The 22707-nt window shown below is 69.6% G+C and carries 19 protein-coding genes and 1 pseudogene; 10 read left to right on the top strand and 10 right to left on the bottom strand.

Annotated features, from left to right (window positions below):
• Entirely contained in the window at positions 1 to 501 is a 501-nt protein-coding gene (locus tag HDA40_RS30815) for a FadR/GntR family transcriptional regulator (RefSeq protein ID WP_253761311.1), read from the bottom strand.
• 3 nt (positions 502 to 504) lie between these two features.
• Positions 505 to 768, bottom strand: a pseudogene (locus tag HDA40_RS42620) (FadR/GntR family transcriptional regulator); the annotation flags it as partial.
• 138 nt (positions 769 to 906) lie between these two features.
• Here HDA40_RS42620 and HDA40_RS30810 point away from each other — a divergent pair.
• From HDA40_RS30810 to HDA40_RS30785, 6 genes are all read left to right on the top strand, one after another.
• Positions 907 to 2535, top strand: a complete 1629-nt coding sequence (locus tag HDA40_RS30810; protein WP_253761310.1) for an ABC transporter substrate-binding protein — start codon at positions 907 to 909, stop codon at positions 2533 to 2535.
• Between the two features lie 117 nt (positions 2536 to 2652).
• Positions 2653 to 3612 (top strand): ABC transporter permease, encoded by a 960-nt coding sequence (locus HDA40_RS30805; RefSeq protein WP_253761309.1) that lies wholly within the window; start codon positions 2653 to 2655, stop codon positions 3610 to 3612.
• Positions 3612 to 5639: a dipeptide/oligopeptide/nickel ABC transporter permease/ATP-binding protein gene (locus HDA40_RS30800; protein WP_253761308.1), complete on the top strand. Its 2028-nt coding sequence runs from the start codon at positions 3612 to 3614 to the stop codon at positions 5637 to 5639. The genes HDA40_RS30805 and HDA40_RS30800 overlap by 1 nt, the downstream gene beginning before the upstream one ends.
• Entirely contained in the window at positions 5636 to 6652 is a 1017-nt protein-coding gene (locus HDA40_RS30795; RefSeq protein ID WP_253761307.1) for an oligopeptide/dipeptide ABC transporter ATP-binding protein, read from the top strand. The genes HDA40_RS30800 and HDA40_RS30795 overlap by 4 nt, the downstream gene beginning before the upstream one ends.
• The gene (locus HDA40_RS30790) at positions 6649 to 7581 is read left to right on the top strand and encodes a dihydrodipicolinate synthase family protein (protein WP_253761306.1); all 933 of its coding nucleotides are present in this window, start codon (positions 6649 to 6651) and stop codon (positions 7579 to 7581) included. Before HDA40_RS30795 ends, HDA40_RS30790 begins: the two co-directional genes overlap by 4 nt.
• Before the next feature lie 184 nt (positions 7582 to 7765).
• Positions 7766 to 8461 (top strand): hypothetical protein, encoded by a 696-nt coding sequence (locus HDA40_RS30785; RefSeq protein ID WP_253761305.1) that lies wholly within the window; start codon positions 7766 to 7768, stop codon positions 8459 to 8461.
• Between the two features lie 24 nt (positions 8462 to 8485).
• On the opposite strand, the gene HDA40_RS30780 is transcribed toward HDA40_RS30785, so the two are convergent.
• On the bottom strand, positions 8486 to 8755 hold the full coding sequence (locus HDA40_RS30780; protein ID WP_253761304.1) for a DUF6582 domain-containing protein: 270 nt from the start codon (positions 8753 to 8755) through the stop codon (positions 8486 to 8488).
• 53 nt (positions 8756 to 8808) lie between these two features.
• Between HDA40_RS30780 and HDA40_RS30775 the strand changes: the two genes are divergently transcribed.
• Positions 8809 to 10047 carry an FAD-binding protein gene (locus HDA40_RS30775; protein WP_253761303.1) on the top strand — a complete coding sequence of 413 codons (1239 nt, stop codon included), beginning with the start codon at positions 8809 to 8811 and terminating at the stop codon, positions 10045 to 10047.
• A 69-nt stretch (positions 10048 to 10116) separates the two neighbouring features.
• Here HDA40_RS30775 and HDA40_RS30770 read toward each other — a convergent pair whose 3' ends face one another.
• From HDA40_RS30770 to HDA40_RS30755, 4 genes are all read right to left on the bottom strand, one after another.
• The gene (locus tag HDA40_RS30770; protein ID WP_253761302.1) at positions 10117 to 12252 is read right to left on the bottom strand and encodes a glycoside hydrolase family 3 protein; all 2136 of its coding nucleotides are present in this window, start codon (positions 12250 to 12252) and stop codon (positions 10117 to 10119) included.
• Between the two features lie 100 nt (positions 12253 to 12352).
• Positions 12353 to 13306, bottom strand: a complete 954-nt coding sequence (locus HDA40_RS30765) for a YihY/virulence factor BrkB family protein (RefSeq protein ID WP_253761301.1) — start codon at positions 13304 to 13306, stop codon at positions 12353 to 12355.
• 40 nt (positions 13307 to 13346) lie between these two features.
• Positions 13347 to 14591 (bottom strand): RNA polymerase sigma factor, encoded by a 1245-nt coding sequence (locus tag HDA40_RS30760; RefSeq protein ID WP_253761300.1) that lies wholly within the window; start codon positions 14589 to 14591, stop codon positions 13347 to 13349.
• Positions 14588 to 14950 (bottom strand): YciI family protein, encoded by a 363-nt coding sequence (locus HDA40_RS30755; RefSeq protein ID WP_253761299.1) that lies wholly within the window; start codon positions 14948 to 14950, stop codon positions 14588 to 14590. The genes HDA40_RS30760 and HDA40_RS30755 overlap by 4 nt, the downstream gene beginning before the upstream one ends.
• Before the next feature lie 213 nt (positions 14951 to 15163).
• Between HDA40_RS30755 and HDA40_RS30750 the strand changes: the two genes are divergently transcribed.
• Together HDA40_RS30750 and HDA40_RS30745 are read left to right on the top strand one after the other, a co-directional pair.
• Positions 15164 to 16165: a golvesin C-terminal-like domain-containing protein gene (locus HDA40_RS30750; RefSeq protein ID WP_253761298.1), complete on the top strand. Its 1002-nt coding sequence runs from the start codon at positions 15164 to 15166 to the stop codon at positions 16163 to 16165.
• Positions 16166 to 16361: 196 nt separating this feature from the next.
• The gene (locus HDA40_RS30745; RefSeq protein WP_253761297.1) at positions 16362 to 18467 is read left to right on the top strand and encodes a putative bifunctional diguanylate cyclase/phosphodiesterase; all 2106 of its coding nucleotides are present in this window, start codon (positions 16362 to 16364) and stop codon (positions 18465 to 18467) included.
• On the opposite strand, the gene HDA40_RS30740 is transcribed toward HDA40_RS30745, so the two are convergent.
• The gene (locus tag HDA40_RS30740; protein WP_253761296.1) at positions 18468 to 19577 is read right to left on the bottom strand and encodes an FAD-dependent monooxygenase; all 1110 of its coding nucleotides are present in this window, start codon (positions 19575 to 19577) and stop codon (positions 18468 to 18470) included. It abuts the gene before it with no gap.
• Positions 19578 to 19651: 74 nt separating this feature from the next.
• Between HDA40_RS30740 and HDA40_RS30735 the strand changes: the two genes are divergently transcribed.
• Entirely contained in the window at positions 19652 to 20269 is a 618-nt protein-coding gene (locus HDA40_RS30735) for a TetR/AcrR family transcriptional regulator (RefSeq protein WP_253761295.1), read from the top strand.
• Here the strand turns inward: HDA40_RS30735 and HDA40_RS30730 are convergent.
• Complete coding sequence (locus tag HDA40_RS30730) at positions 20253 to 21095, bottom strand: LLM class flavin-dependent oxidoreductase (protein ID WP_253761294.1); 843 nt, start codon at positions 21093 to 21095, stop codon at positions 20253 to 20255. The two genes, HDA40_RS30735 and HDA40_RS30730, sit on opposite strands and share 17 nt — an antisense overlap.
• 82 nt (positions 21096 to 21177) lie before the next feature.
• Positions 21178 to 22629, bottom strand: a complete 1452-nt coding sequence (locus HDA40_RS30725; protein WP_253761293.1) for an MFS transporter — start codon at positions 22627 to 22629, stop codon at positions 21178 to 21180.
• Positions 22630 to 22707 lie beyond the last annotated feature (78 nt).

The following is a 22707-nucleotide window of genomic DNA, read 5'->3' as shown; positions in this document are numbered from 1 at the left end:
TCAGGCTGCGATGCGGGCGAGCCGGGAGCGTACGCCGGCGAAGTGCGCCCGCATCGCGGCCGCCGCCGCGGAGGGGTCGCCGGCCAGCACGGCCTCGTAGATGTCCCGGTGTTTGCGGGCCACGTCGGCCGGTGCCTCGTCGGGCGCGCCGAGGTCGTCGCGGAGCTGGTGGTAGACCTCCCAGAACGCGCCGAGCAGCTGACCCACGAGCGGGTTGGCGAGCGGCCGGTAGAGGACGTCGTGGAACCGGCGGTCCGTCTCGGGCGCGATCGCCTCGCCGCCCGCCGCCTCGGCCTCCATCTGCACGATGGCGTCCAGCGCGTCGGTCAGCTGCGGCGCCGTGGTCCCCTGCTCGATCAGGAGCACGACCAGGCCGCTCTCCAGCACCTCGCGGATCTCGATGAGGTGACCGAGGTGGTTGCGTTCCTCGGGCATGGTCATCCGGCTGTGGAAGGCCAGCTCGTCCACCAGCCCGCTCAACGACATGCGTCCGACGAACATCCCGAATCCGTGCCGAATATCGACAATCCCGACGGCTTGCAGAACTTTCAGGGCTTCTCGGACGGAATTGCGCCCAATGCCTAGTTCTTGCATCAACTCGGACTCGGTCGGGAGCGGGTCCCCGGTGCTCAGGCCGCGCTGAAGGATGATCCCCTTCACCGCCTCCTGCACCTCGACGGATCGGCTTCGACGGCCCCTAGCAGCGGGAACGCGATTCGCGGGTACCTTGGTGGGCTGACCGTCCCCGTTCCGATCGGCCTGAAACATCGCGGACATCTCCAGGTCATCTCCTCTTGACCGGGGACGGGATCGACCCCTAACGTGCACTCTACAGGACATGGGATGTGGGACGTCCAATGTCCGAGGATCACAATAAGCCGAAACCCACCCCCAATAGGAGGCACCGTGAGCGCCCCGGTTTCTCGGCCAGCTCTCAACCTCAGCGGCAACCGCCGCGACTTCCTGCGTATCAGCGGGACGGTGAGCGCCGCCGCGGCCATCTCGGCCGCTCTCGGCGCATGCAGTGGACCCGCTTCGACGAGCACCGCCGGGGCCGGCGGCGACAAGGACCTCATCACCGCGGTCATCGGATACGGCAACAACCAGAGCTGGGACCCGTCGATGACGGCCTCGGCCTTCACGATGGCCGCGAACAACCACATCTACGAGGGTCTGGTCGACACCGACCCGATCACCCGTGACCCCTACCCGGCGCTGGCCACCGCGCTGCCCGCCGACGTGAACGCCACGAGCTGGAAGTTCACCCTGCGCGACGGCGCCAAGTGGCACGACGGCCAGCCGGTGACCGTCGACGACGTGCTGTTCACCTTCGAGCGCGCGCTCGACAAGTCCACGCTGATCTACTCCTTCTTCGCCTCCTGGTTGAAGGAGGTCAAGAAGGTCGACGACAAGACCGTCGAGCTGGTCTTCAAGTTCGCGTTCCCGGACGCGCTGCCCCGCCTCACCATCGCCAAGATCATGCCGAAGCACATCTTCGGCGCGGCCGGCGGCTGGGACGCGGCCAAGAACGGCAAGGCGGTCGGCTCCGGCCCCTACAAGCAGACCGCGCACAACCCGAAGTCGAACAGCACCTTCGAGGCGTTCGCCGACTACAACGGGCCGCGCAAGGCCACCGTCAAGAAGATGAACTGGCTGTCCATCGTGGACGCGCCGGCCCGGGTCGCGAAGATCTCCGGCGGCAGCGCCGAGGCGCAGATCGCCGACAACATCCCGTACGCGAACATCGACCAGCTCCAGAAGGGCGGTCTGACGGTCGAGGGCGGCAAGGGCATGAACCACATGTTCTTGATGTTCAACACCGCGCAGAAGCCGTTCGACGACATCCGCGTACGCCAGGCGCTGTTCTACGCGATCGACACGAAGAAGATGATCGACGTCGCGTTGAAGGGCCACGGCGCGGCCTCGTCGAGCTTCCTGAACGAGCAGAACCCGTCGTACGCGAAGGCGAAGACGGTCTATGCCTACGACCCGGACAAGGCGAAGGCGCTGCTGAAGGCGGCCGGCGTCACCAACCTGACGGTGACCCTGATGGCGGTCAACGTCAGCTGGATCGCCGACTGCCTGCCGACGATCGCCAACTCCTGGGAGGCGATCGGCGTGAAGACCACGCTGGAGCCGCAGGACACGGCCGCGCTGTTCACGAAGATGGACCAGTCGCAGAGCTACCAGGTGGTGGCGGCCGCGTCGAACCCGAACCAGTTCGGTCTCGATGCCGACCTGATCCTTCGATACAACTACACGTCCGGTGGGACGTGGATGAAGTACACCAAGTGGGACCAGAGCCCGGTCGCCAAGGATCTCTTCGCCAAGATGGACGCCGCGACGCAGGAGCCCAGCCCCACCAAGAAGCTCGACCTCGTGCACGCGTACCTCGACATCATCGCCGAGCAGGCGGTGCTCTACCCGGTCGTGCACACCGAGCTGATGACGGCTTGGGACTCGAAGAAGCTGAGCGGCGTCCGGCCGCAGGCGTACCCGGGGATCAACCTGCTCCAGGCCACTCGCCAGGGCTGAGACGCGGACCTGGGGAGGCTCGCCGGTCACCGGTCGCGCGCTGAGTGCAGTTCTTGCGTATCGCGCAAGCGCTCCACGGCGCGCGGCCGGTGACCGCCACACGAAAGGAGGCCCGCGGTGGCGGTCATCGCCCGGATGTTGGTACGCCGCATCCTGATCCTCATCCCGCTGTTGCTCGGCGTCATCGCATTCGTGTTCATCGTCATGCGGTTCTCCAACAACAAGCCGGAGTACGCCTACTTCCAGGGCGCCAACCCGACGCAGGACCAGATCCACCAGTTCCAGGTGGAGAACGGCCTGCTCGACCCGATGCCGGTGCGGTATCTGCGGTTCGTCGGCGACCTGCTGCACGGTGACATGGGAACGAGCGTGCTGACCAAGGCGCCGGTCCTGGACTCGGTGATGACGGCGTTGCCGCTCACCCTGCAACTGACCTTCCTCGGCCTGGCCATCGCCGTCGTGCTCGCGACGGTCTTCGGCGTGGTCGCGGCGATCTTCCGCGATCGCTGGCCGGACCAGCTGATCCGGCTCGTCTCCCTCGTCGGGGTGGCCGCGCCGGGCTTCTGGCTCGCGCTGCTGATGATCCAGTGGCTGGCCGTCGACCGCGGCTGGTTCCCGACCAGCGGATACATCAACCCGGCCGACTCGATCGGCGGCTGGCTGCAATCCCTGACGCTGCCCGCGTTGTCGCTGTCGTTGCCGGTCGCCGCCCAGCTCACCCGGACCATCCGCACCTCGATGGTGGAAGAGCTGGACAAGGACTATGTGCGTACGGCGATCGGCAGCGGGCTGCCGCCGATCGTGGTCATCGGGCGCAACGTGCTGCGCAACGCGCTGATCAATCCGCTGACCGTGCTCGGTTTGCGAATCGGCTACCTGCTCGGCGGCGCGGTCGTCATCGAGACGATCTACTCGCTGCCCGGCATGGGCCAGCTGATGATCAACGGCGTACGCGACGGCGACCCGGCGGTGGTGCAGGGCGTCGTGCTCACCATCGCGGTCGGCTTCGTGGTCGTGAACCTCGTCGTCGACATCCTCTACCTGCTCGTGAACCCCCGACTGAGGAGCGCCGGCTGATGCGTAGTGGTCTGGCTAGACGCCTCTCCCGGCCGGGAATCCAGTTCCGCCGGCTCGGTCTCCCCTCCTGGATCTCCGTAGCGATCGTCGTCCTCATCGCGCTGGCCGCGATCCTGGCTCCGGTGCTCGCCCCGCATTCGCCGTATGTGCAAGAGGCGGACGGCGGCGGACCCACCGCGGACCATTGGATGGGTCTCGACAGCGCCAACCGGGACATCTTCACCCGACTGCTCTACGGTGCCCGCTGGTCGCTCATCATCGGCCTCGGCGCGACCGCGATCGCCCTGGTCCTCGGCGCGCTGATCGGCGCGATCGCGGCGACCTCGCGGCGGGCGCTCGACGAGGGCATCATGCGGACGCTCGACGTCGTCATGGCCTTCCCGGGCATCGCGCTCGCGGCGGTCCTGGTCGCCGTCTTCGGTGGCAGCATCCCCGTACTCGTCCTGGCGATCGCGTTCCTCTACACGCCGTCGGTCGCCCGGGTCGTCCGTGCCAACGTGCTCGCCCAGTACGGCGAGGACTACGTCGCCGCCGAACGGGTCATCGGAGCGCGTACGCCGCACATCCTGCTCAAGCACGTGGCGATCAACTGCGCCGCCCCGATCCTCGTCTTCTGCACCGTCATGGTGGCCGACGCGATCGTGTTCGAGGCGTCGCTGTCGTTCATCGGCGCCGGCGTACGCCCGCCGGACCCGTCGTGGGGTTCGGTCATCGCCGACGGCCGCAACATGGTGCTGCTCGGCGGCTGGTGGGCGACGGTGTTCCCGGGTCTGCTGATCCTGATCACCGTGCTGGCGCTCAACATCCTCGCTGAGGGCGTCTCCGACGCCTGGGCCGCGCCGGCCGCCCGTCCGTCGATCCCCACCCAAGGTCGGTCCGACGTGGACCGGCTGGAGGCGGCGACGCCGGGCAGCGGCCAGGTCGTCGAGCTGCCCGGCTTGGCTGAGGCCGCCCAGCGACTGGCCGCCCGCGCCCGGCCGCTGCCGACCGGCGAACCCGTCCTCGAGGTACGCGATCTCCGGATCGGCTTCGAGGGGCGGCACAACGGGGTCGACATCGTCGACGGGATCTCCTTCGACGTACGCCCGGGTGAGGTGCTCGGCTTGGTCGGCGAGTCCGGCTGTGGCAAGTCCCTGACCGCGCTGACCGTCATGGGGCTGCAACCCCGGGGCGCCCGGATCAGCGGGACGGTCTCCTTCGGCGGGCGCGACCTGCTCACGATGCCGAAGTCGGCCCGCCGCAAGCTGATGGGCCACGACATCGCGATGATCTACCAGGACGCGCTCTCGTCGCTCAACCCGGCGATGACGATCAAGTCCCAACTCAAGCAGGTCGTCCGGCGCTGGCGCCGACCCCCGCTCGATCCGGCGTCAGCTGGGAGGACGGCGGGTCGGCAACCTGAACAGCAACGCCGGCGTACGCCCGCCGAGCTGCTGGAGCTGGTGGGGCTGGACCCCGCGCGTACCCTCTCGTCCTATCCGCACGAGTTGTCGGGCGGCCAGCGGCAGCGGGTGCTGATCGCGATGGCGCTGTCCCGCGACCCGAAGCTGATCATCGCGGACGAGCCCACCACGGCGCTGGACGTGACCGTGCAGGCTCAGGTGATCCAGTTGCTCCTGCGTCTGCGCGCGGAGCTGGGCTTCGCCCTGATCCTGGTGTCGCACGACCTGGCGTTGGTCGCGGATGTGACCGACCGGGTGGTCGTGATGTACGGCGGGCAGATCGTGGAGACCGGGGTGACCGCGCGGCTGGTCGGCGCACCCGCTCACCACTACGCCCGGGGCCTGCTCGGATCGGTGCTCTCGCTGGAGGCCGGTGCGGAACGGCTGACCCAGATCCGCGGTGTCGTCCCGTCGCCCGCCGACTTCCCGAGCGGCTGCCGGTTCGCCGACCGCTGCCCGATGGCGACCGAGATCTGCCGGGCCGAGCGACCCACCCTCACCGGGGAACCCGGCCACGAGGTCGCCTGTCACCATCCAGCGGTCGCCTCGGTCGGCGCCGCGGCCCTGTCGGGGGAGGCGCTGTGAGCACACCGTTGGTAGCCCTCAAGGACGTGCACGTCGTGCACAAGGCCCGCTCGGGCGGCCTGTTCACCCGCGATCGCGTGTACGCGCTGACCGCGGCGGACCTGACCGTCTCGGCCGGGGAGACGGTCGGCGTCGTCGGCGAGTCCGGCTGCGGCAAGTCCACGCTGGCCCGCGTACTCGTGGGTCTGCAGAAGCCGACGCAGGGCACTGTGGCCTTCGGCGGCGAGGACCTGTGGAAGCTGCCGACCGGTCGCCGCCGCATCGCCGTCGGGCGACAGACGGGGTTGGTCTTCCAGGACCCGTCGACCGCGTTGAACCGGCGGCTGCCCATCCGGCAGGTGCTCCGCGACCCGCTGGACGTCCACGGCGTCGGCACCGTACGCGAGCGCGAGAAGCGGGTCAGCGAACTGCTCGATCTCGTCGGCCTCCCGGCGAGCGTGGCGAACGTGCTGCCGAGCCAGGTCTCCGGCGGCCAGCGGCAGCGGGTGGCGATCGCCCGGGCCCTGGCGCTGGGACCGAAGCTGCTCATCGCCGACGAGCCGACCAGCGCGCTGGACGTCTCGGTCCGGGCCCAGATCCTCAACCTCCTGCTGGATCTGAAGAAACAGCTCAACCTGGCCATGGTCTTCGTCTCGCACGACATCTCGACCGTACGCCGGATGAGCGACCGCGTCGTGACGATGTATCTCGGCCGCATCGTCGAGGAGGCGCCGGCCCTGGCGGTCCCCGGCGGCGCCCGGCACCCCTATACCCGGGCGCTCTTCTCGGCCACGCCCGGACTGCTCTCCCCCATCGACCCGATCCCCCTGGTCGGGCCGGTGCCCTCGGCGACCCGGCCGCCCAGCGGGTGCCCGTTCCGGACCCGGTGCTGGAAGGCCACCGACGTCTGCGCGGCCGAGATGCCCTCTGTATCCACTTCGGACGAAGATGGGCACATCTTCCGTTGCCATCACCCGGTTCTCAACGGCGCGACCGACCTCGAATTGATCAGCCAAGCACAGGAGCGTTCATGACCACCGCCGCCACGGCACTCTCCGGCGTCATCCCCCCGGTCTGCACCCCTCTCACGCCCGACTACGAGGTCGACAAGGGGTCGTTGATCCGGCTCGTCGACCACTTGATGGACGGCGGCGTGGACGGGTTGTTCATTCTCGGCTCGTCGTCGGAGGTGGCGTTCCTGCCGGACGGGCACCGCAAGGTCGTCCTGGACACCGTGATCAACCACGTCGGCGGACAGGTCCCGGTCCTCGCCGGGGTCATCGACATGACGGCGCTGCGGGTGCTCGACCACGTACGCACGGCGGTCGAGGCGGGCGCTGACGCGCTGGTCGCCACCGCTCCGTTCTACACGCGTACGCACCCGAACGAGATCGCCTGGCACTTCAAGGCGATCTCCGCGCAGGCCGGCGTCCCGGTGTACGCCTACGACCTGCCCGTCTCCGTGCACAGCAAGCTGACCGCCGACCTGCTGCTGGAGCTGGCCGCCGAGGGGGTACTCGCCGGGCTCAAGGACTCCAGCGGCGACGAGGGCGGCTTCCGTCAGGTGCTGCTCGGCCGCCGGGACCGGGACCTGCCCGGGTTCGCCGTGTTCACCGGTTCGGAACTGACCGTCGACTCGGCGCTCTGGATGGGCGCCGACGGCGTGGTGCCCGGCCTCGGCAACGTCGACCCGCACGGCTACGTACGCCTCTACCAGCACGCCCGCGCCGGGGACTGGGTGGCGGCGCGAACCGAGCAGGAGCGGCTGTTCCGCCTGTTCGGGCTGGTCGCCGTGGGCGGTCCGCACATGGGCCGCAGTTCGTCGGCGCTCGGGGCGTTCAAGGCCGCTCTGCACCTCCGTGGCGTCATCGACCACCCGACGACCGCTTTGCCCCAGATTCCGCTCGACGCGGACGAGGTGGCCCGGGTGGGCAAGTTCCTCGCCGACGCCGCCCTCCTCTGACCGTTTCCGCGCTTCCCCGGCGCGCTGGATCAGGGATCCGGGTCGGATCTTGGGCCAAGATTCGGCCGAGAACCCTGATCCAGCGCGCAAAGCAGCCCAGCGCCCGAAACCGCGTGGGGGCGGTGAGAAAGGCCACCGCGGCGAGGGGTGTTACTGAGAGCAAGCACGTAGCTACGGTGGGCTAATGGAGATCGAAGCCCTCCGGCAGGCCACGCTGACGATGAAGGACCCCCTCGCCGACGGCTACCGCTCGCTGACCGAGATCCGCAGCGCGTACCGCCGGTCGCTGACTGAACGAGACGCCATCGCCGCCCACCTCGTCCGCGAGGAAGGCTGGACGCTGAGCGAGGTCGCCCACGCGATCCGCGGCGTACGCCATCACACGGACTGGGCGGAGACCATCGTGACCTGGACCGAGCCGTCCGGCGCGGTGCCGGACGCGGAGCGCCTGCTCTACCCGGCCCAGCAGACGGTCGAAGAACTCCGCGAACTGCACTCCCTGGCCGCCGCCAAGATCCAGAACTCTGAGGAGAAGCCGCTCGCCCACGAAGGCGACGCGCTGGAGCGGCTCATGGCGGAGGAGGGTCGGCTGCAGCAGGTACGCACCTTCCACGACACCGCCGAGGCGGCGCGGGACGTCGTCGGGGCGAACCTGGTCGCCCACCACGGCTGGCGGCCCCGTCAGGTCGCCGCGCTCGCGGGGGCCGAGGTCCCGGACATCACCGCCGCTTACGAGGTGGCCCGGCTGTCGCCGCCGTCCGAGGCGGACACCGAGTATCTGCTCGAACTGGCCGGGCTCACCGACCATTTGCGGGCGGCCACCGCAGAACAGGCCGCCCGCGTGGAACTGGCCAAGTCGCGAGTGAGCACCGCGGCCTGAACCCACGGCACGGTTGGGCGAGCACTACCGCGGCTTGCCCAGCTGGTGCCAGTCCGTCTCCTCCATGTCCACGTGATAGTGCTGCGCGGCCTTCTTGATGTTGGCGAAGGCCAGGTCGCGGTCGTCGTCGCTGACGTCCTCGACCTGATCGAACCGCGCCAGCGCGTTGCGTACGTGGTCGGCGTCGGTCAACGGCTCCTTCCGCTTGTCGGGGAAGGCGTAGACCGACTCGGGCAGGTCGGAGCGCTTGGTCAGGTCGCCGTGTTTGGTATGCGGTTTCCAGGTGGTCTTCATGTCGAGCGGCGTACCCCGGGATGCCCGCAATATGCGTCGGTAGGCTCGGCGGCATGATCACCAACTGGGCCGGCAACGTGACCTACGCCGCGCGCGCCGTGCATCGGCCGAGCACGCTCGACGAACTGCGGGCACTGGTCACGCGGGCGGATCGCGTACGGCCGCTGGGCACCGGCCACTCGTTCAACCGCCTCGCCGACACGTCCGGCGAGCTGATCAGCCCGGCCGCGCTGCCCGCCCTCATGGAGATCGACTCCGCCGGGCATCAGATCCGCGTCTCGGGCGGCGTCCGCTACGGCGAACTCTCCCAACACCTTTGGACCAACGGGTACGCCTTAGGCAATCTGGCGTCGTTGCCCCACATCTCGGTCGCCGGCGCCGTCTCGACCGGTACGCACGGCTCCGGGGCCGGCAATCGCAGTCTGTCGGCCGAGGTGACCGCGGTCGAGATCGTCACCGCGGACGGGTCGATCGTCGAGGTGTCCGAAGGGGACGATCGCTTTCCCGGTTCGGTCGTGGCCCTCGGCGCGCTGGGCGTGGTCTCGGCGCTCACCTTGCGGATCTCCCCGGCGTACGAGGTGAGCCAGTCGGTCTTCGAGAACCTGCCCGGTCCCGTCGCCCGGGCGCACTTCGCCGAGATCATGCGCTCGGCGTACAGCGTCAGCCTGTTCACCTCCTGGACCGGAGAGGACGTCGACCAGGTCTGGGTGAAGTCCGTCAACGGTGCGCCCACCGAGCTGTTCGGTGCGATGCCCGCCGACGGGCCCCGGCATCCGATCCCGGGCGGCCCTGCTGAATGGTGTACGCCACAGCTCGGCGTACCGGGTCCGTGGCACGAACGGCTGCCGCACTTCCGGCTCGAGTTCACTCCGAGCCACGGCGACGAACTCCAGTCGGAGTACTTCGTCCCAGCCGACCGCGCCGTCGAGGCGCTGGACGCGGTCGCCGCGATCCGCGGGCACATCGCGCCGGTGCTGCTGATCGCGGAGATCCGCGCGATCGCCGCCGACGAGCTGTGGCTGAGCCCCAGCTCCGGCCGGGACACCGTGGCTTTCCATTTCACCTGGAAACCGGACGCCGCCGCGGTTCAGCCGGTCCTGGCCCGGTTGGAGGACCGCCTCGCCCCGTACGCCGCCCGCCCCCATTGGGGCAAGGTGCACCGCACGCCGCCGGAGCGGTTGGCCGAGCTGTATCCGCGGCTCGGCGACTTCGCCGCGCTGACCCGAGACCTGGACCCGCGGGGCAAGTTCCGCAACGACCTCCTCGACTCCCTCCTCGGTCCTTCGCTGTAGCGGCAGATCACGGATGTCCATGCCTCCGAGTGCCGCGAAGGCATGGACATCCGCGATCTGCAGGAACCGCTAGCGGGGAACCCGCGCCAGCAGCCGCACCGCCGTCACCGTGTCACCGGACTGAGCCGCGTGCTCGGCGTCGGCGATGAGCTTCTGCCACCCCGGCCGGGCCCGCCCGGCGATCACCGCGTTCTGCGCGACCGCCCGCAACGCGTCCAACGAGTCGCCCGGCGTCGCCGTACGCAGTCCCCAGCCGTACGGGAAGAGCGGTTCATAGGTCGCGTCGCCGACGTTGATCGGCACCTGGTCGGCCGAGGCCGGCCAGCTCACCGGGAGCCGTCCGGTGAACGGCTTGCGGCCGAACAGGACGTCCGCCACGCCGCCGCCTTCGCTGCCCGGCAGCCACCCGGCGACCAGTGCGTCCATCTCGCCGAGCTGGTCCGTCACGAGCTGCGTACGCCCGGAGACGATCACGACGACGCAGGTGGCGATGGCGGCGCACACCTTGTCGATCGCGGCCTTGTCAGCGGGCTGCAACGACAGCGACTTCTCCTCCTGCTGCGGAACGGTGCACCAGCCGCATTCGGGGCCGCCGACGTCGCCGTAGCCTTCGGCGTAGGGGGTCTCGCCGACGACCACGATGCCGACGTCGGCGCCGTCGGTCGGGGCCGAGGCGTCCGCGCTGTAGGCCACGTCCGACGCCACCGAGCGGATGCCGTCGAGGATGGTGGTGCCCGGCGTGTTGGCCCCGGAGTTGCCCTGCCAGCTGATGGTCCAGCCGCCGGCCTGGTTGCCGATGTCGTCGGCGTTGCGCCCGGCGACGTAGACCTTGGCCGACTTCCGGATCGGCAGCGCCCTGCCGGAGTTCTTCAGCAGCACCTGCGACTCGGCGACCGCCTGGCGGGCCAGTGCCCGGTGTGCGGCGCTGCCGACCCGCACCACGTTGTCGAGGCTCGCGTACGGGTGCTCGAACAGGCCCAGCTCGAACTTCTTGCGCAGGATGCGGGAGACCGCGTCGTCGATCCGAGCCACGCTGACGTTCCCGGCGGTGACCTCGGCCAGCAGCAGCTGCTCGAACTGCGGGGCCGAGTTGGGCTCCATGAACATGTCGATGCCGGCGTTGACCCCCGTACGCACCTTGTACGCGGTGAGCCCGCCGTTGGCCGGCTCGGCCGGGTCGGGGATCTGGTGGATGCCCTCCCAGTCGGAGATCACGAACCCGTCGAAGCCGAGCTTGCCCTTGAGGTATCCGGTGAGCAGCTCTTGGTGGGCGTGCATCTTCAGCGGATTGCCGACGCCGTCCTCAGTCCAGTCCACACTGGAGAACGACGGCATGACCGTGCCGACGTCGTACTTGCCGACGGCGACCACGTAGGGCGCGAGGTCGATCTTGGCGAAGTCGGACCGGCTCGTGACCGTGACGCCTTGGTCGATGGTGTAGCGCTGCTCCCACCACGGCTTGCCCAGGTTCGCGGCGGCCACGGCGGCGTCGTACTCGGTGTCGCCGTCACCGGCGAAGTGCTTGGCGGTGGACAGTACGCGATCGTCGCTGGCGAGCTGGGAGACGCTGTGCCCCTGCTGGCCGTCGATCATCGTGCCCATCCGCACGACCAGTGCCGGGTCCTCGCCGAAGGACTCGTAGGACCGGCCCCAGCGCTCGTCCCGGGTGACGCAGATGCACGGGGAGAAGCTCCACGGGATGCCGGTCGCCCGGACCTCCTCGGCGTTGGCGTGCCCGATCCGCTCGACCAGCGCGGGATCGCGGGTCGCACCGAGGCCGATGTTGTGCGGGAAGACGGTGGCGCCGTAGACGTTGCCATGGCCGTGCACGGCGTCGATGCCGTAGATCATCGGGATGCCGAGCCGGGTGCTCAGCGCCTGGGCCTGGAACTCGTTGACCATCGCGACCCAGTCCTCGGGCGTGTTGCCGGCCGGCGTCGAGCCACCGCCGGACAGGACCGAGCCGAGCTGCCACTGCGCGACCAGCGTCGGATCGCTCGCGACGGCGGCCCGCTCGGCCTGCGTCATCTGGCCGATCTTCTCCTCCAGCGTCATGCGGGCCAGCAGGTCCTTGACGCGCTGGCTCACCGGCAGCCGGGAGTCGCGATAGGAGGGTGCGGCGGCCGCCGGGGTGGCGGGCGCCAGTCCGAGAATCAAGACGCCGGTGGCCGCCGTGGCCAGCCCGCGTCGAAGCCGAACGTTCATTGGGGGGAATCCTTCCGGTGGGACGGCAGGAACCGAACGATCGACTGAAGGCTATTGCCCACTTCGTAAGACAGTCAATATAAGCAATAAAGAAAGCAGGTCAGCGAAGTTTGCGGGTGTCCCGGAGCTGGAGGTAGGGCTCCTTGTCCGCAGGATGCCCGGCGGCGATGGCCCGGCCGCGCTCGAGTTCGGCGTCCAGCTCGGCGCCGATCAGGATGGCCAGATTGCTGAGCCAGAGCCAGATCAGGAAGACCACGACGCCGCCCAATGCCCCGTACGTCTTGTTGTAGGAGCCGAAGTTCGCCGCATACAGTCCGAACAGGACAGATGCGAGAATCCAGAGGAGCACCGCCAGGAAGCCGCCGGGGCTGATCCACCGGAACCCGCCTTGCCGGGCGTTCGGCGAGGCCCAGTAGAGGATCGCGAACATCAGCGCGACCAGGACCACCAGCACCGGCCACTTCGCGATGTTCCAGGCGGTCACCGAGGCCGAGCCGAGCCCGAGCACCTCGCCGAGCCGGGTGGCGACCTGGCCGCTGAGCACCACGATCAGGATGCTGGCGATGAGCAGGACGCCGATCACGATCGTCACGGCGAGCCGGATCGGCAGCGTCTTCCAGATCGGCCGGCCCTCGCGTACGTCGTAGATGACGTTCGAGGCTTGCATGAACGCGCCGATGTAGCCCGACGCCGACCAGATCGCGATGCCGACTCCCAGCACGGCGGCGAGCCCGGCCCGGCCCTGCCCCTGGCGTACCGTGTCGGCGGCCCCTGTGACGATGTCGCGCGCACCCGCCGGCACCAGCGGCAGCACCTCGGTCAGCATGCGCTGGAAGGCGTAGTCGCTGATCAGCCCCAGCCCGGCGACCAATGCCAGCAGCCCCGGGAACAACGACAGCACGCCGTAGTAGGTCAAGGCGGCAGCCCACACGGTCAGGTGGTCGTCGGAGAACTCCTTCGCGACGCGCTTCAGCGCGGCGAACAGACGACCCCGTCCCAGTTTCGTCGGCCCCGCCGGCCCGGCGTCCGGCGGTGGCGGCTGCACATCGGTCACCGTCCGGGATTACCCGGGCCGGAACACGGGAAACGCACGGTCAGCGGCCGCCCAGGCGAGCCACGCGCGACTCCAGATAGCGGCGCTCCGGCAGGCTCGTCGTGCGTTTCGCCGCCAACTGGTACGCCGAGCGCGCGCCGTCGTCGTCGCCGGCCATTTCGAGCAGGTGCGCCCGGACGGCGGCCAGCCGGTGGTGGCCCGTCAGCCGCTCGTCCTCGGCGAGGCGGTCGAGCAGGGCGAGGCCCGCTTCGGGACCGTGCACCATGGCCGCCGCGACCGCCTGGTTGAGCAGGACGACCGGATTCGGGGCGAGCACGTCGAGCAGCTGGTACAGCGACAGGATCTGCTTCCAATCGGTGTCCTCGGCCCGGGGCGCCTCGTCGTGGACCGCCGCGATCGCCGCCTGCACCTGATACGGGCCGATCCGGGCGGCGGCGAGCGTACGCGTGACGAGGTCGACGCCCTCGGCGATGCGCTCGGCGTCCCACTTGCCCCGGTCCTGTTCGGCCAGCGGGATCAGATCCCCGTCCGGCCCCGTACGCGCACCGCGCCGAGCCTCGGTGAGCAGCATCAACGCGAGCAGCCCGGCGACTTCGCCGTCGTCGGGCCGGATCTGGTGCAAGGCCCGGGTGAGCCGGATCGCCTCCCCGGTCAGCTCGGCCCGCAGGAGGTCCGGGCCGGAGGTCGCGGCGTACCCCTCGTTGAACATCAGGTAGAGCACGTGCAGGACGACCCGCATGCGCTCGGGCACCTCGTGGGCGGGCGGAGCCTGGAAGGTGCTGCCGGCCGACTTGATCTTCTGTTTGGCCCGGCTGATGCGCTGCGCCATGGTCGCCTCGGGCACCAGGAAGGCCCCGGCGATCTCGGCCGTGGTCAGGCCGCCGACCGCCCGGAGGGTGAGGGCCAGCTGGGACGGCGGGGAGAGCGCCGGATGGCAGCACAACAGCAGCAGCATGAGGGTGTCGTCGCGGTGCTCGGTCACCTCGTCGGCGGCCGCCGCGACCAGCTCGTCCGGCGGCGACTGGGCGTACACGGCCTCCTCACGGCGGCGCCGGGCCGACTCACTGCGAATCTGGTCCGTCATCCGGCGCGACGCGACCGTCACCAGCCACGCCTTCGGATTCTCCGGTACGCCCTGCTCCGGCCATTGCAGCGTGGCCGCCAGCAACGCCTCCTGGACGGCGTCCTCGGCCTCGGCGAAGTCGCCGTAGCGGCGGGCGACCACGCCGAGGACCTGCGGCGTCAACCGGCGCAGCAGGTCCTCGGCGGCGGCGGGAACCGTCACATCTCCAGCCCGCCGGGCTCCATGAGCGGCCGGACCTCGATGGCGTTGAAGGTGGCGTCGGGGATCTTGGCAGCCAGCTCGACCGCCCGCTCGGTCGATTCGCAGTCGACCATGTAGTAGCCGGCCAGGAACTCCTTCGCCTCGACGTACGGCCCGTCGGTGACGGCCGGCACGCCGTCGCGTACGCGGACGGTCTTGGTCGCCGACGGATCGGCGAGCGCGGCGAACCCGACCATCTCCCCGGTCTCGTTCAGCTCCTTGATCAGGGCGTCGTGCCCGGCGAAGACGGCTTCCCGGTCGGCCTCCGACAGCGTCTCGAACACGGTCGGGTTCATGGTGATGATCAGCAGATACTTCACGGTCTCTCCTCGTTCGCGCGTACGCCGTGGTTCGGCGGTCTCACGAGGGGGTCGGAGCCGGGACCGCTTCCTCGACACCTTACCGCCGGGAAATCTGCGGTTAATCACTCACGCCTCAGGAGAAGTTCCCGTTAAGCCTTGACAGAAGACTTCGACATGTCTGAGTATTTCTCATCACTCATGCAAGCTCCGGCCTTACCCCCAGGAGGACTTGTGGCCCAGCTGTCCCTTCTCCGCCGAGCGGCCACCGCCGTCGGCACCCTCGCCGTCGGGCTCGGCACCGTACTGGTGGCCCCCGGCGTCGCGCACGCGAGCACCGACTATCCAGCGGCGGCTTGGGTTCCGGCGAGCACGAGCAACTACACCGCGTCGAGCCGTGAGTCCAGTTATCCGATCAACTACATCGTCATCCACACCGCGCAGGGGTCCTACTCCGGCACGATCAACTGGTTCCAGAACGCGTCGGCCGGCGTCAGCGCGCACTACGTCGTTTCCAAGGGCGGCGCGGTGACCCAGACGGTCCGGGACAAGGACATCGCCTGGCACGCCGGCAACTGGACCTACAACACCCAGTCGATCGGCATCGAGCACGAGGGCTTCATCGACGACCCGAACTGGACCAGCGCCGCGATGTACCAGGCGTCGGCGAACCTGGTGCGCTACCTCTGCGACAAGTACGGCATCCCGAAGGACCGGGCGCACATCATCGGTCACAACGAGGTGCCGGGCGCGACGCACACCGACCCCGGGTCCTACTGGAACTGGTCCACGTTCATGTCCTACGTGAACGGGTCGACGCCGCCGTCCTGGCAGCAGGTCGTGGACAACACCACGTCGGGCCGGTTCACCGCCTCGGCGAACTGGGGCACCTCGACCTACTCCGCGCAGCGGTACGGCGCGGACTACCGGTTCGCCAACCCGGAGGCGATCTCCGACGCCGCCTGGTACAAGTTCAACATCCCGGCGACCGCCACGTACAAAGTGGAGACCTATTATCCAGCCCTATCCGGATACAACAACTCCACACCGTTCGTCATGGTGACCGCGTCGGGTAATCAAAGCGTCAACATAAGCCAGCAGGCCAACGGCGGAACCTGGGTCAACCTGGGGACGTACACGTTCAACGCCGGCGATTACAACGCGGTGGCCGTCAGCCGGTGGACTTCGGGCACCGGATACGTGATCGCCGACGCGGTTCGGCTCACGAGGGTCTGATCACGGCGATCAGTCAGTGATTCCTTTGTGACGAAGCCCTCCGGTGGGAGGAGGAGTACGGCGCCGGACCTTGGTGAAAGGTCCGGCGCCGTCGCGTTACAAGCGCCAATGTCCGAATCAATACCCCTATTCTCGACGGATGGTCTGAGCTACGCTTTCCGGACATGTTGGGCGGCACACCGGTTGAGGGGGTTCGGTGGTAGCGCTGACTATGCCCAGGAATCGGCGTCCGGCGCGGCCCCGGCTCTACGGCTGGTTCGTCGTGGTGGTCGTCGGGGCGGCGACAGCTCTGCTCACGACACACGTGGGTCAAGCGGTCTCCGCGTACGCGACGACGCCGGCCTGCTGGCTGATGACCGGGCTCTGCGTGCTCGCGGCCGCGTCGGCGTTCGTCGCGGGCGACCGGCTCTACACCGCGGTCGTGTGTCCCAGCCTCTGTTTCAGCTTCGCGATCCTGCTGTGCTGGGGACTCGGACCGGCGATCGTCGCGCAGTCGATCGCCGTCTTCGTGGTGGCGACCAAGCTCAAACACACGATGGGCCAGGCGGCCCTGGTCGCCGGGGAGTACGCCGTCGCATTAGGAGCGGCGTACCTGGTGATCGTGATCGGCGATCCCGACCCGTTCCACAAGACCGCGACGGCGGAACGCCTCGGGGACGCGGTCACCATCGCGGGATCGGCGCTGGCCTGGCTCTTGGCGTACAACTTGATGGTCTGGATCGCGGCCCGCCTGCGGCTGGGACCGGCCCGCTCACGCCGGGTGACCGAGAGCCTGCCTTATCAGACCCTGTTCAAGGCGTCGCTGTTGTTGCTGAGCCCGGTGCTGGCCGTGGCGGCGCACATCAACGAGGCGTTCGTCCTGCTGATCTTCGTCCCCCTGTACGCCGTCCAGCGGATGGCGCGGCTGTCGGCCGAGCGTGCCCGGGTGGCGCGGGTCGACCCGCTCACCGGCCTGGCCAACCGGCGGGCGTTGCAGCGCCGCTTCACCGACATGGTGGCCACCCGCGAGGGACCGCACATCGCGCTGCTGATGCTGGACCTCGACCGGTTCAAGCACGTCAACGACGCGCTGGGGCACGAGGTCGGCGACCGGCTGCTGGTGTCGGTCGCGCAGCGGCTCCAGCGCGAAGAGCCGGTCGACGGGGTGATCGGGCGGCTCGGTGGCGACGAGTTCGCGATACTGGCCACGAACCTGCACGACGTCACCCAGGCCGAGCTGATCGCGGGGCGGCTGCTGGCCGCGCTCGCCGAGCCGCTGCGGCTGGACGGGCTGCCGATCGATATCACGGGGTCGGTCGGGATCGCGGTCTACCCGCAGCACGGCGAGGACTTCGCGACCCTGATGCGGCACGCCGACCTCGCGATGTACGAGGCGAAGCGGCGCGGCGACACCGCCGCCGTCTACGACCCGGCGTCGGGGCACACCAGCCCGCAGCAGCTCGGTCTGCTCACCGACTTCCGGCAGGCCCTGGAGACCAAGCGCGAGCAGGTGACCCTGCACTACCAGCCGCAGGTGTCGCTGACGACCGGCGAGCCGATCGGCGTCGAGGCGCTGCTGCGCTGGCGGCACCCGGGGCGGGGCCCGGTCCCCACCGCCGAACTCCTCCAGGTCGCCGAGCACACCGCGGTCATGCAGCTGCTGACCACACGGGTCATCGACGAGGTGGTGCAGCAGGTCGCCCAGTGGCGGGCCGACGGGCTGAACCTGCGGGCGTCGCTCAACGTCAGCGCCCGGGATCTGCACGGCGGCGAGATCGTCGACCAGCTCGCCCGCCGGCTCGCGCTGCACGGCGTACCGCCGGAGCTGATCCAGGTGGAGATCACCGAGAGCGCCCTCATGTCGGACGCCTCGCGCGCGCACGCCACAGTGGAACGGCTGGCCGCGCTGGGCGTCGGGGTGGCCCTCGACGACTTCGGCACCGGTTACTCCTCGTTGCAGCACCTGCGGAAGCTGCCGCTGACCGAGATCAAGATCGACCAGTCGTTCGTCGGCGGCATGGCCCGCAACAGCGACGACGCGGCGATCGTCCGCTCTACTGTGGAACTCGCCCGGGCCCTCGGACTGCGGGCGGTGGCCGAGGGCGTGGAGAACGAGTACACCCGGCAGATGCTGGCCGGCACCGGGTGCACGCTGGCCCAGGGGTTCCTGGTGGCCCGGCCGATGCCCGGCGACATGATCCCCGCCTGGCTCGCCCGCCAAGCCCCACCCCTGCCACCCACCCACCCCACCCCCGCCGCCGTTCTCGTTGATCATGGAGTTAACCGTGGTCTCGACGGCGTGGCGAGGATGGAGACACCATGATCAACGGCGCACCGCGGCCAGAACTTTGGACGCGGTGTTGCGGAGGGTGATGGCCAGCCGCGTCGACGGGACGAGCAGGGTAGACGCCATGCCGACCCCGTTCTGCTTCGGCTCGACCAGCTTGCGGTGCTCGGCCTCGTACGCCCGGAACGCCGTCTCGTGGTCGGCCGGGTTCGCCGCCAACGAGTCGGCCAGCGTCGCCGCGCCCGCCATCGCCAGCGTCGAACCGTCGCCGAACAGGGACACCGAGGAAGCCGCGTCACCGAGCAGCACCACTCGGCCGGCCGACCAGCGGTCGAGCCGGACCCGGCCGACGGCGTCGAAGTAGAGGTCGTCGGTCTCGCGTACGTGCCGCAGCAGCTCCGGCACCCGCCATCCGGCTCCGGCGTACGCCTCGACGACCCGGCGCTTGTGATCGGCTGCGTCCCGGTAGTCGTAGCCGGGGTCGGCGGGCGCGCGCCAGATGAAGGCGGCGATCGGCTTGCCGCTGCCGGGGTGCAGCGACAGGGACCGGTTGGGCTCGTTGTACATCACCACCTGCCGGGGATCGAGGCCGAGGCCGTCGATCGCCAGCGTGGCCACCCACATGCCCAATTGCTCGACGAACCGGCTCTCGTCGCCGAAGACGAGCCGCCGAGTCCACGAGTGCACGCCGTCGGCCCCGACGACCAGGTCGAACCGGCGCGGTGCGCCCTTGTCGAAGGTGACCTCGACGCCGTCGGCGTCCGGCTGGAGGGTCTTGATCGAGTCGCCGAAGACGAACTCGGCCTCGTCACGGGCGGCATTCAGGAGGATCGTCGCGAGATCCATGCGGGGCAGTTCGATCGACTCCGACTTCGGCGGCATCGGCATCCGCCCGACCTGGCGGCCGGTCGCGTTGACGAAGCTCAGCTCGGTGACGGCGGTCGACGCCGCCTGGAGCGCCGGGACGACGCCCATCCGCTTCGCCACCGTCATCGCCGGTCCACGGACGTCGATCGGGTTGCCGCTGGAGCGCAGCTCGCCCGCCCGCTCCACGACCGTCGGCTGGAAGCCGTGCCGGGCCAGCCAGTACGCAAGGGTGGGGCCGGCCACGCCGGCGCCCGAGATCAGAACGGTTCGGTTCGTCATGCCACGACCATAACTGCACTCAGTGCAGAATTGCAACCAGTGCAGATCGGCGTTGGGTGCAGTACGCTGTCGGCATGGAGACGCTGCGGGAACGCAAACGCGCGCGGACGCGGCAGGCGATCATCGACGCCGCCACCGAGCTGTTCAGCGAGCGCGGATACGACGGCACGACGATCGCCGACATCTCGGCGGCGGCCGACATCGGCACCCGGACGTTCTTCAGCTACTTCGCCAGCAAGGAGGAGCTGCTCTTCCCGGAGGCCGACCTGCGCGTGGCCGCGGCGATCGCCGCCATCGACAACCGGCAGCCGGGCGAACGCCCGGTCGAGGTGCTGGTCCGGACGCTGCACGAGGTCAACACCGGCAACACCGAGATGGTCGGCACGATGGCGCAGCTACGGCTGCAGCTGATGCACTCCACCCCGGCCGTCCGGGGCCGGGCGTTGCAGGTGCAGCTCGACTCGCTCATGGAGATCGCCGGCCACCTGCACCAGGCGTACGCCGACGAGCTGAACCCGGTGGAGGCCGCCGCGACGGTCGGCGCGTTCATCGGCGCGGTGTCGGCTGCGCTGCAGATGCTCCTCGACGAGCCGGGCGCACTCGACGACCCCGCCGAGATGCAGCGCCGGATGTGGGCGGCGGTGGAGAAAGCGCTGCTGTGGACCGCGAAAGCGCCTACAGCAGGGGCTTGACGTCCCGGGCGACGAACCGCATGAACCCCTCGGGATCGGGGTCGTCCGGCGTCGGCTGCAACACGACGGTGGTCGCCCCGGCGTCGGCCCAACGGCGTACGCCCGCCGCGACGGTGGCGGCGTCCCCGAAGACCGCCACGTCGTCCAGGGACTCGTAGCCCCAGCGGACCCGTTCGGCCTCTAGGCGTACGCCGGCATCCGGTCCGGCCGCCGCGTGCAGGTAGACCACGGCCGGCTTGTCGTCGGCTCCGATCAGCTGCCGGGCCTCGCGCGTACGCGTGGGCGTCGTCCCGCCGGTGAGGATGGTGCCGTCGGCGTCCGAACCGGACAGTCGCAGCGTCCGGGGTCCGACCGCGCCGACGAAGATCGAGGCATCCGCCGGGGGCCACACGAGAGTGACCTCGTCCAGGTGGACGTACCGCCCGTGGGTCGTCACGGTCTCCCCGCGCAGCAACGCTTTCAGCGCGTCGAGGTACTCCCGCAACAGGGTCACGGGAGAGTCGACCTTCGCGCCGACCTGGGCCATCCAGTCCTGCACCCCGTGCCCGATCCCGACCTGTACGCGCCCCGGGAACAACCGGTGCAGCGTGGCGACCTCCATCGCGGTGATCGCGACGTTGCGCAGCGGCACCGGCAGCAGCCCGACGCCGACCGTCAGCCGGGAGGTCCAGGCCAGTGCGGCGGACGCCGTCGCGATGCCGCTCTCCCAGAAGCAGTCCTCCCACAGCCACAGCTCGTCCAGGCCGGCCTGATCGGCCGCCTCGGCGACCGGGCGGAGCCGTTCTGGCGCCCACTGGGGAAGGAAGACCGCACCGAGTCTGATCACGACCGCACCCTACTCCGGCAGATCACGGATACGCAGGCTTGCGACGCCCTCGGAAGGCTGCGTATCCGTGATCTGCGGCAAACTAGTGGGAGGTCGTCGGGCGGAGCAGGAAGACGACGGCGACCGCCACCCCGGCGAGGATCACGGCGCTCACCAGGGCCGCCAGGTGCATCCCGGTCACGAACGCCGACCGCGCCGCCGCGATCACCGAACCGTCACCGCCCAGCACGGCATCGGCCAGTGTCTCCCCGGCGGCCGGCGGCGTGGACGAGCGGTAGACGGCGGTCGCGAGGCTGCCGAGCAGGGCGATGCCGAGCGCGAAGCCGAACTCGCCGCTGGTCTCGTTGAGCGCCGCCGCCGAGCCCGCCTTCGCCGGCGGGGCGTTGCCGACGACCAGGTCCGTGCCGAGCGTGACGAACGGCCCGGCGCCCAGATTGGTCAACGCGAACCCGATCGCCACCAGGGCAGGCGCGGCATGGGCAGGCACCTGCGTCAGGACGAGCAGCCCGACGCACGAGAGCCCGATGCCCCCGCCGATCAGGTACGCCGGCCGGATGCGCCGGGCCAGCAGCGGCGAGACGAAGAACGCGATCCCCGAGGCGGCCACGCCCGGCAGCATCCACAGCCCGGCACGCAACGGCGAGAGGCCGCCGACGAGCTGCAGGTGCTGCGAGATGAACATCATCAGCGCGCCCATCAGCATCGTCCCGGCGAACATGCAGCCCAGCGCCGTGCTGAACGCACGATTGCCGAACAGCCGCAGATCCAGCAGCGGGTCGGCGAGGCGCCGCTGCCGGCGTACGAATGCGATGCCGAAGGCGAACCCACCGGCCAGCGCAAGGAACGGGATCGGCTCGGGGCCCACACGCGCGAGTTCCTTCAGGCCGTAGACGATCGGGAGGATCGCGGCGAGGGAGAGGGCCACGCTGCGGAAGTCCAGCCGGCCCGCGCTTTCGTCGCGGTGCTCGGGCAGGATCAGCGGCCCGAGGATCATCAGCAGGATCATCGCCGGCACGCCCAGCAGGAAGACCGAGCCCCACCAGAAGTTCTCCAGGAGTACGCCGCCGACGACCGGCCCGACGGCCGCCCCGCCCATGAAGCAGACCAGCCACAGCCCGATCGCCAGACCGCGCTGCTTCGGATCGCGGAACATCGCCGTGATCAGGGCCAGGGCGCAGGGCGCGAGGGTCGAGCCGGCCACGCCGAGCAGGGCGCGGGAGGCGATCAGGGTCAGCGGGCTGGTGGAGAACGCGGCCAGCACCGAGGCGAGGCCGAACGCGGCCGAGCCGATCAGGAGCAGCTTGCGCCGTCCGATGCGGTCGCCGAGCGTACCCATGGTGATCATGAAGCCGGAGAGCATGAACCCGTAGATGTCCATGATCCAGAGCTGCTGGGTGCTCGTGGCGCCGAGCGCCTCCGAGATGTGCGGCAGGGCCAGCAACATGACGAAGACGTCGATCGAGACCAGCAGCGTCGGCAGCGCGAGTACGCCGAGACCGGCCCATTCCCGCCAGCCGGCGCGGTGCTCGTTCATCGTGTTCCCCCTCTCGTGTCCCCTCCTTTCGAGGGGCTGTCACGAGCGGGTCGGAGCCGCGGCGCGGTTCTCTACACG

Source organism: Hamadaea flava (assembly GCF_024172085.1).
GTDB lineage: Bacteria > Actinomycetota > Actinomycetes > Mycobacteriales > Micromonosporaceae > Hamadaea > Hamadaea flava.
This window is presented reverse-complemented; position numbering and strand designations above follow the sequence as displayed.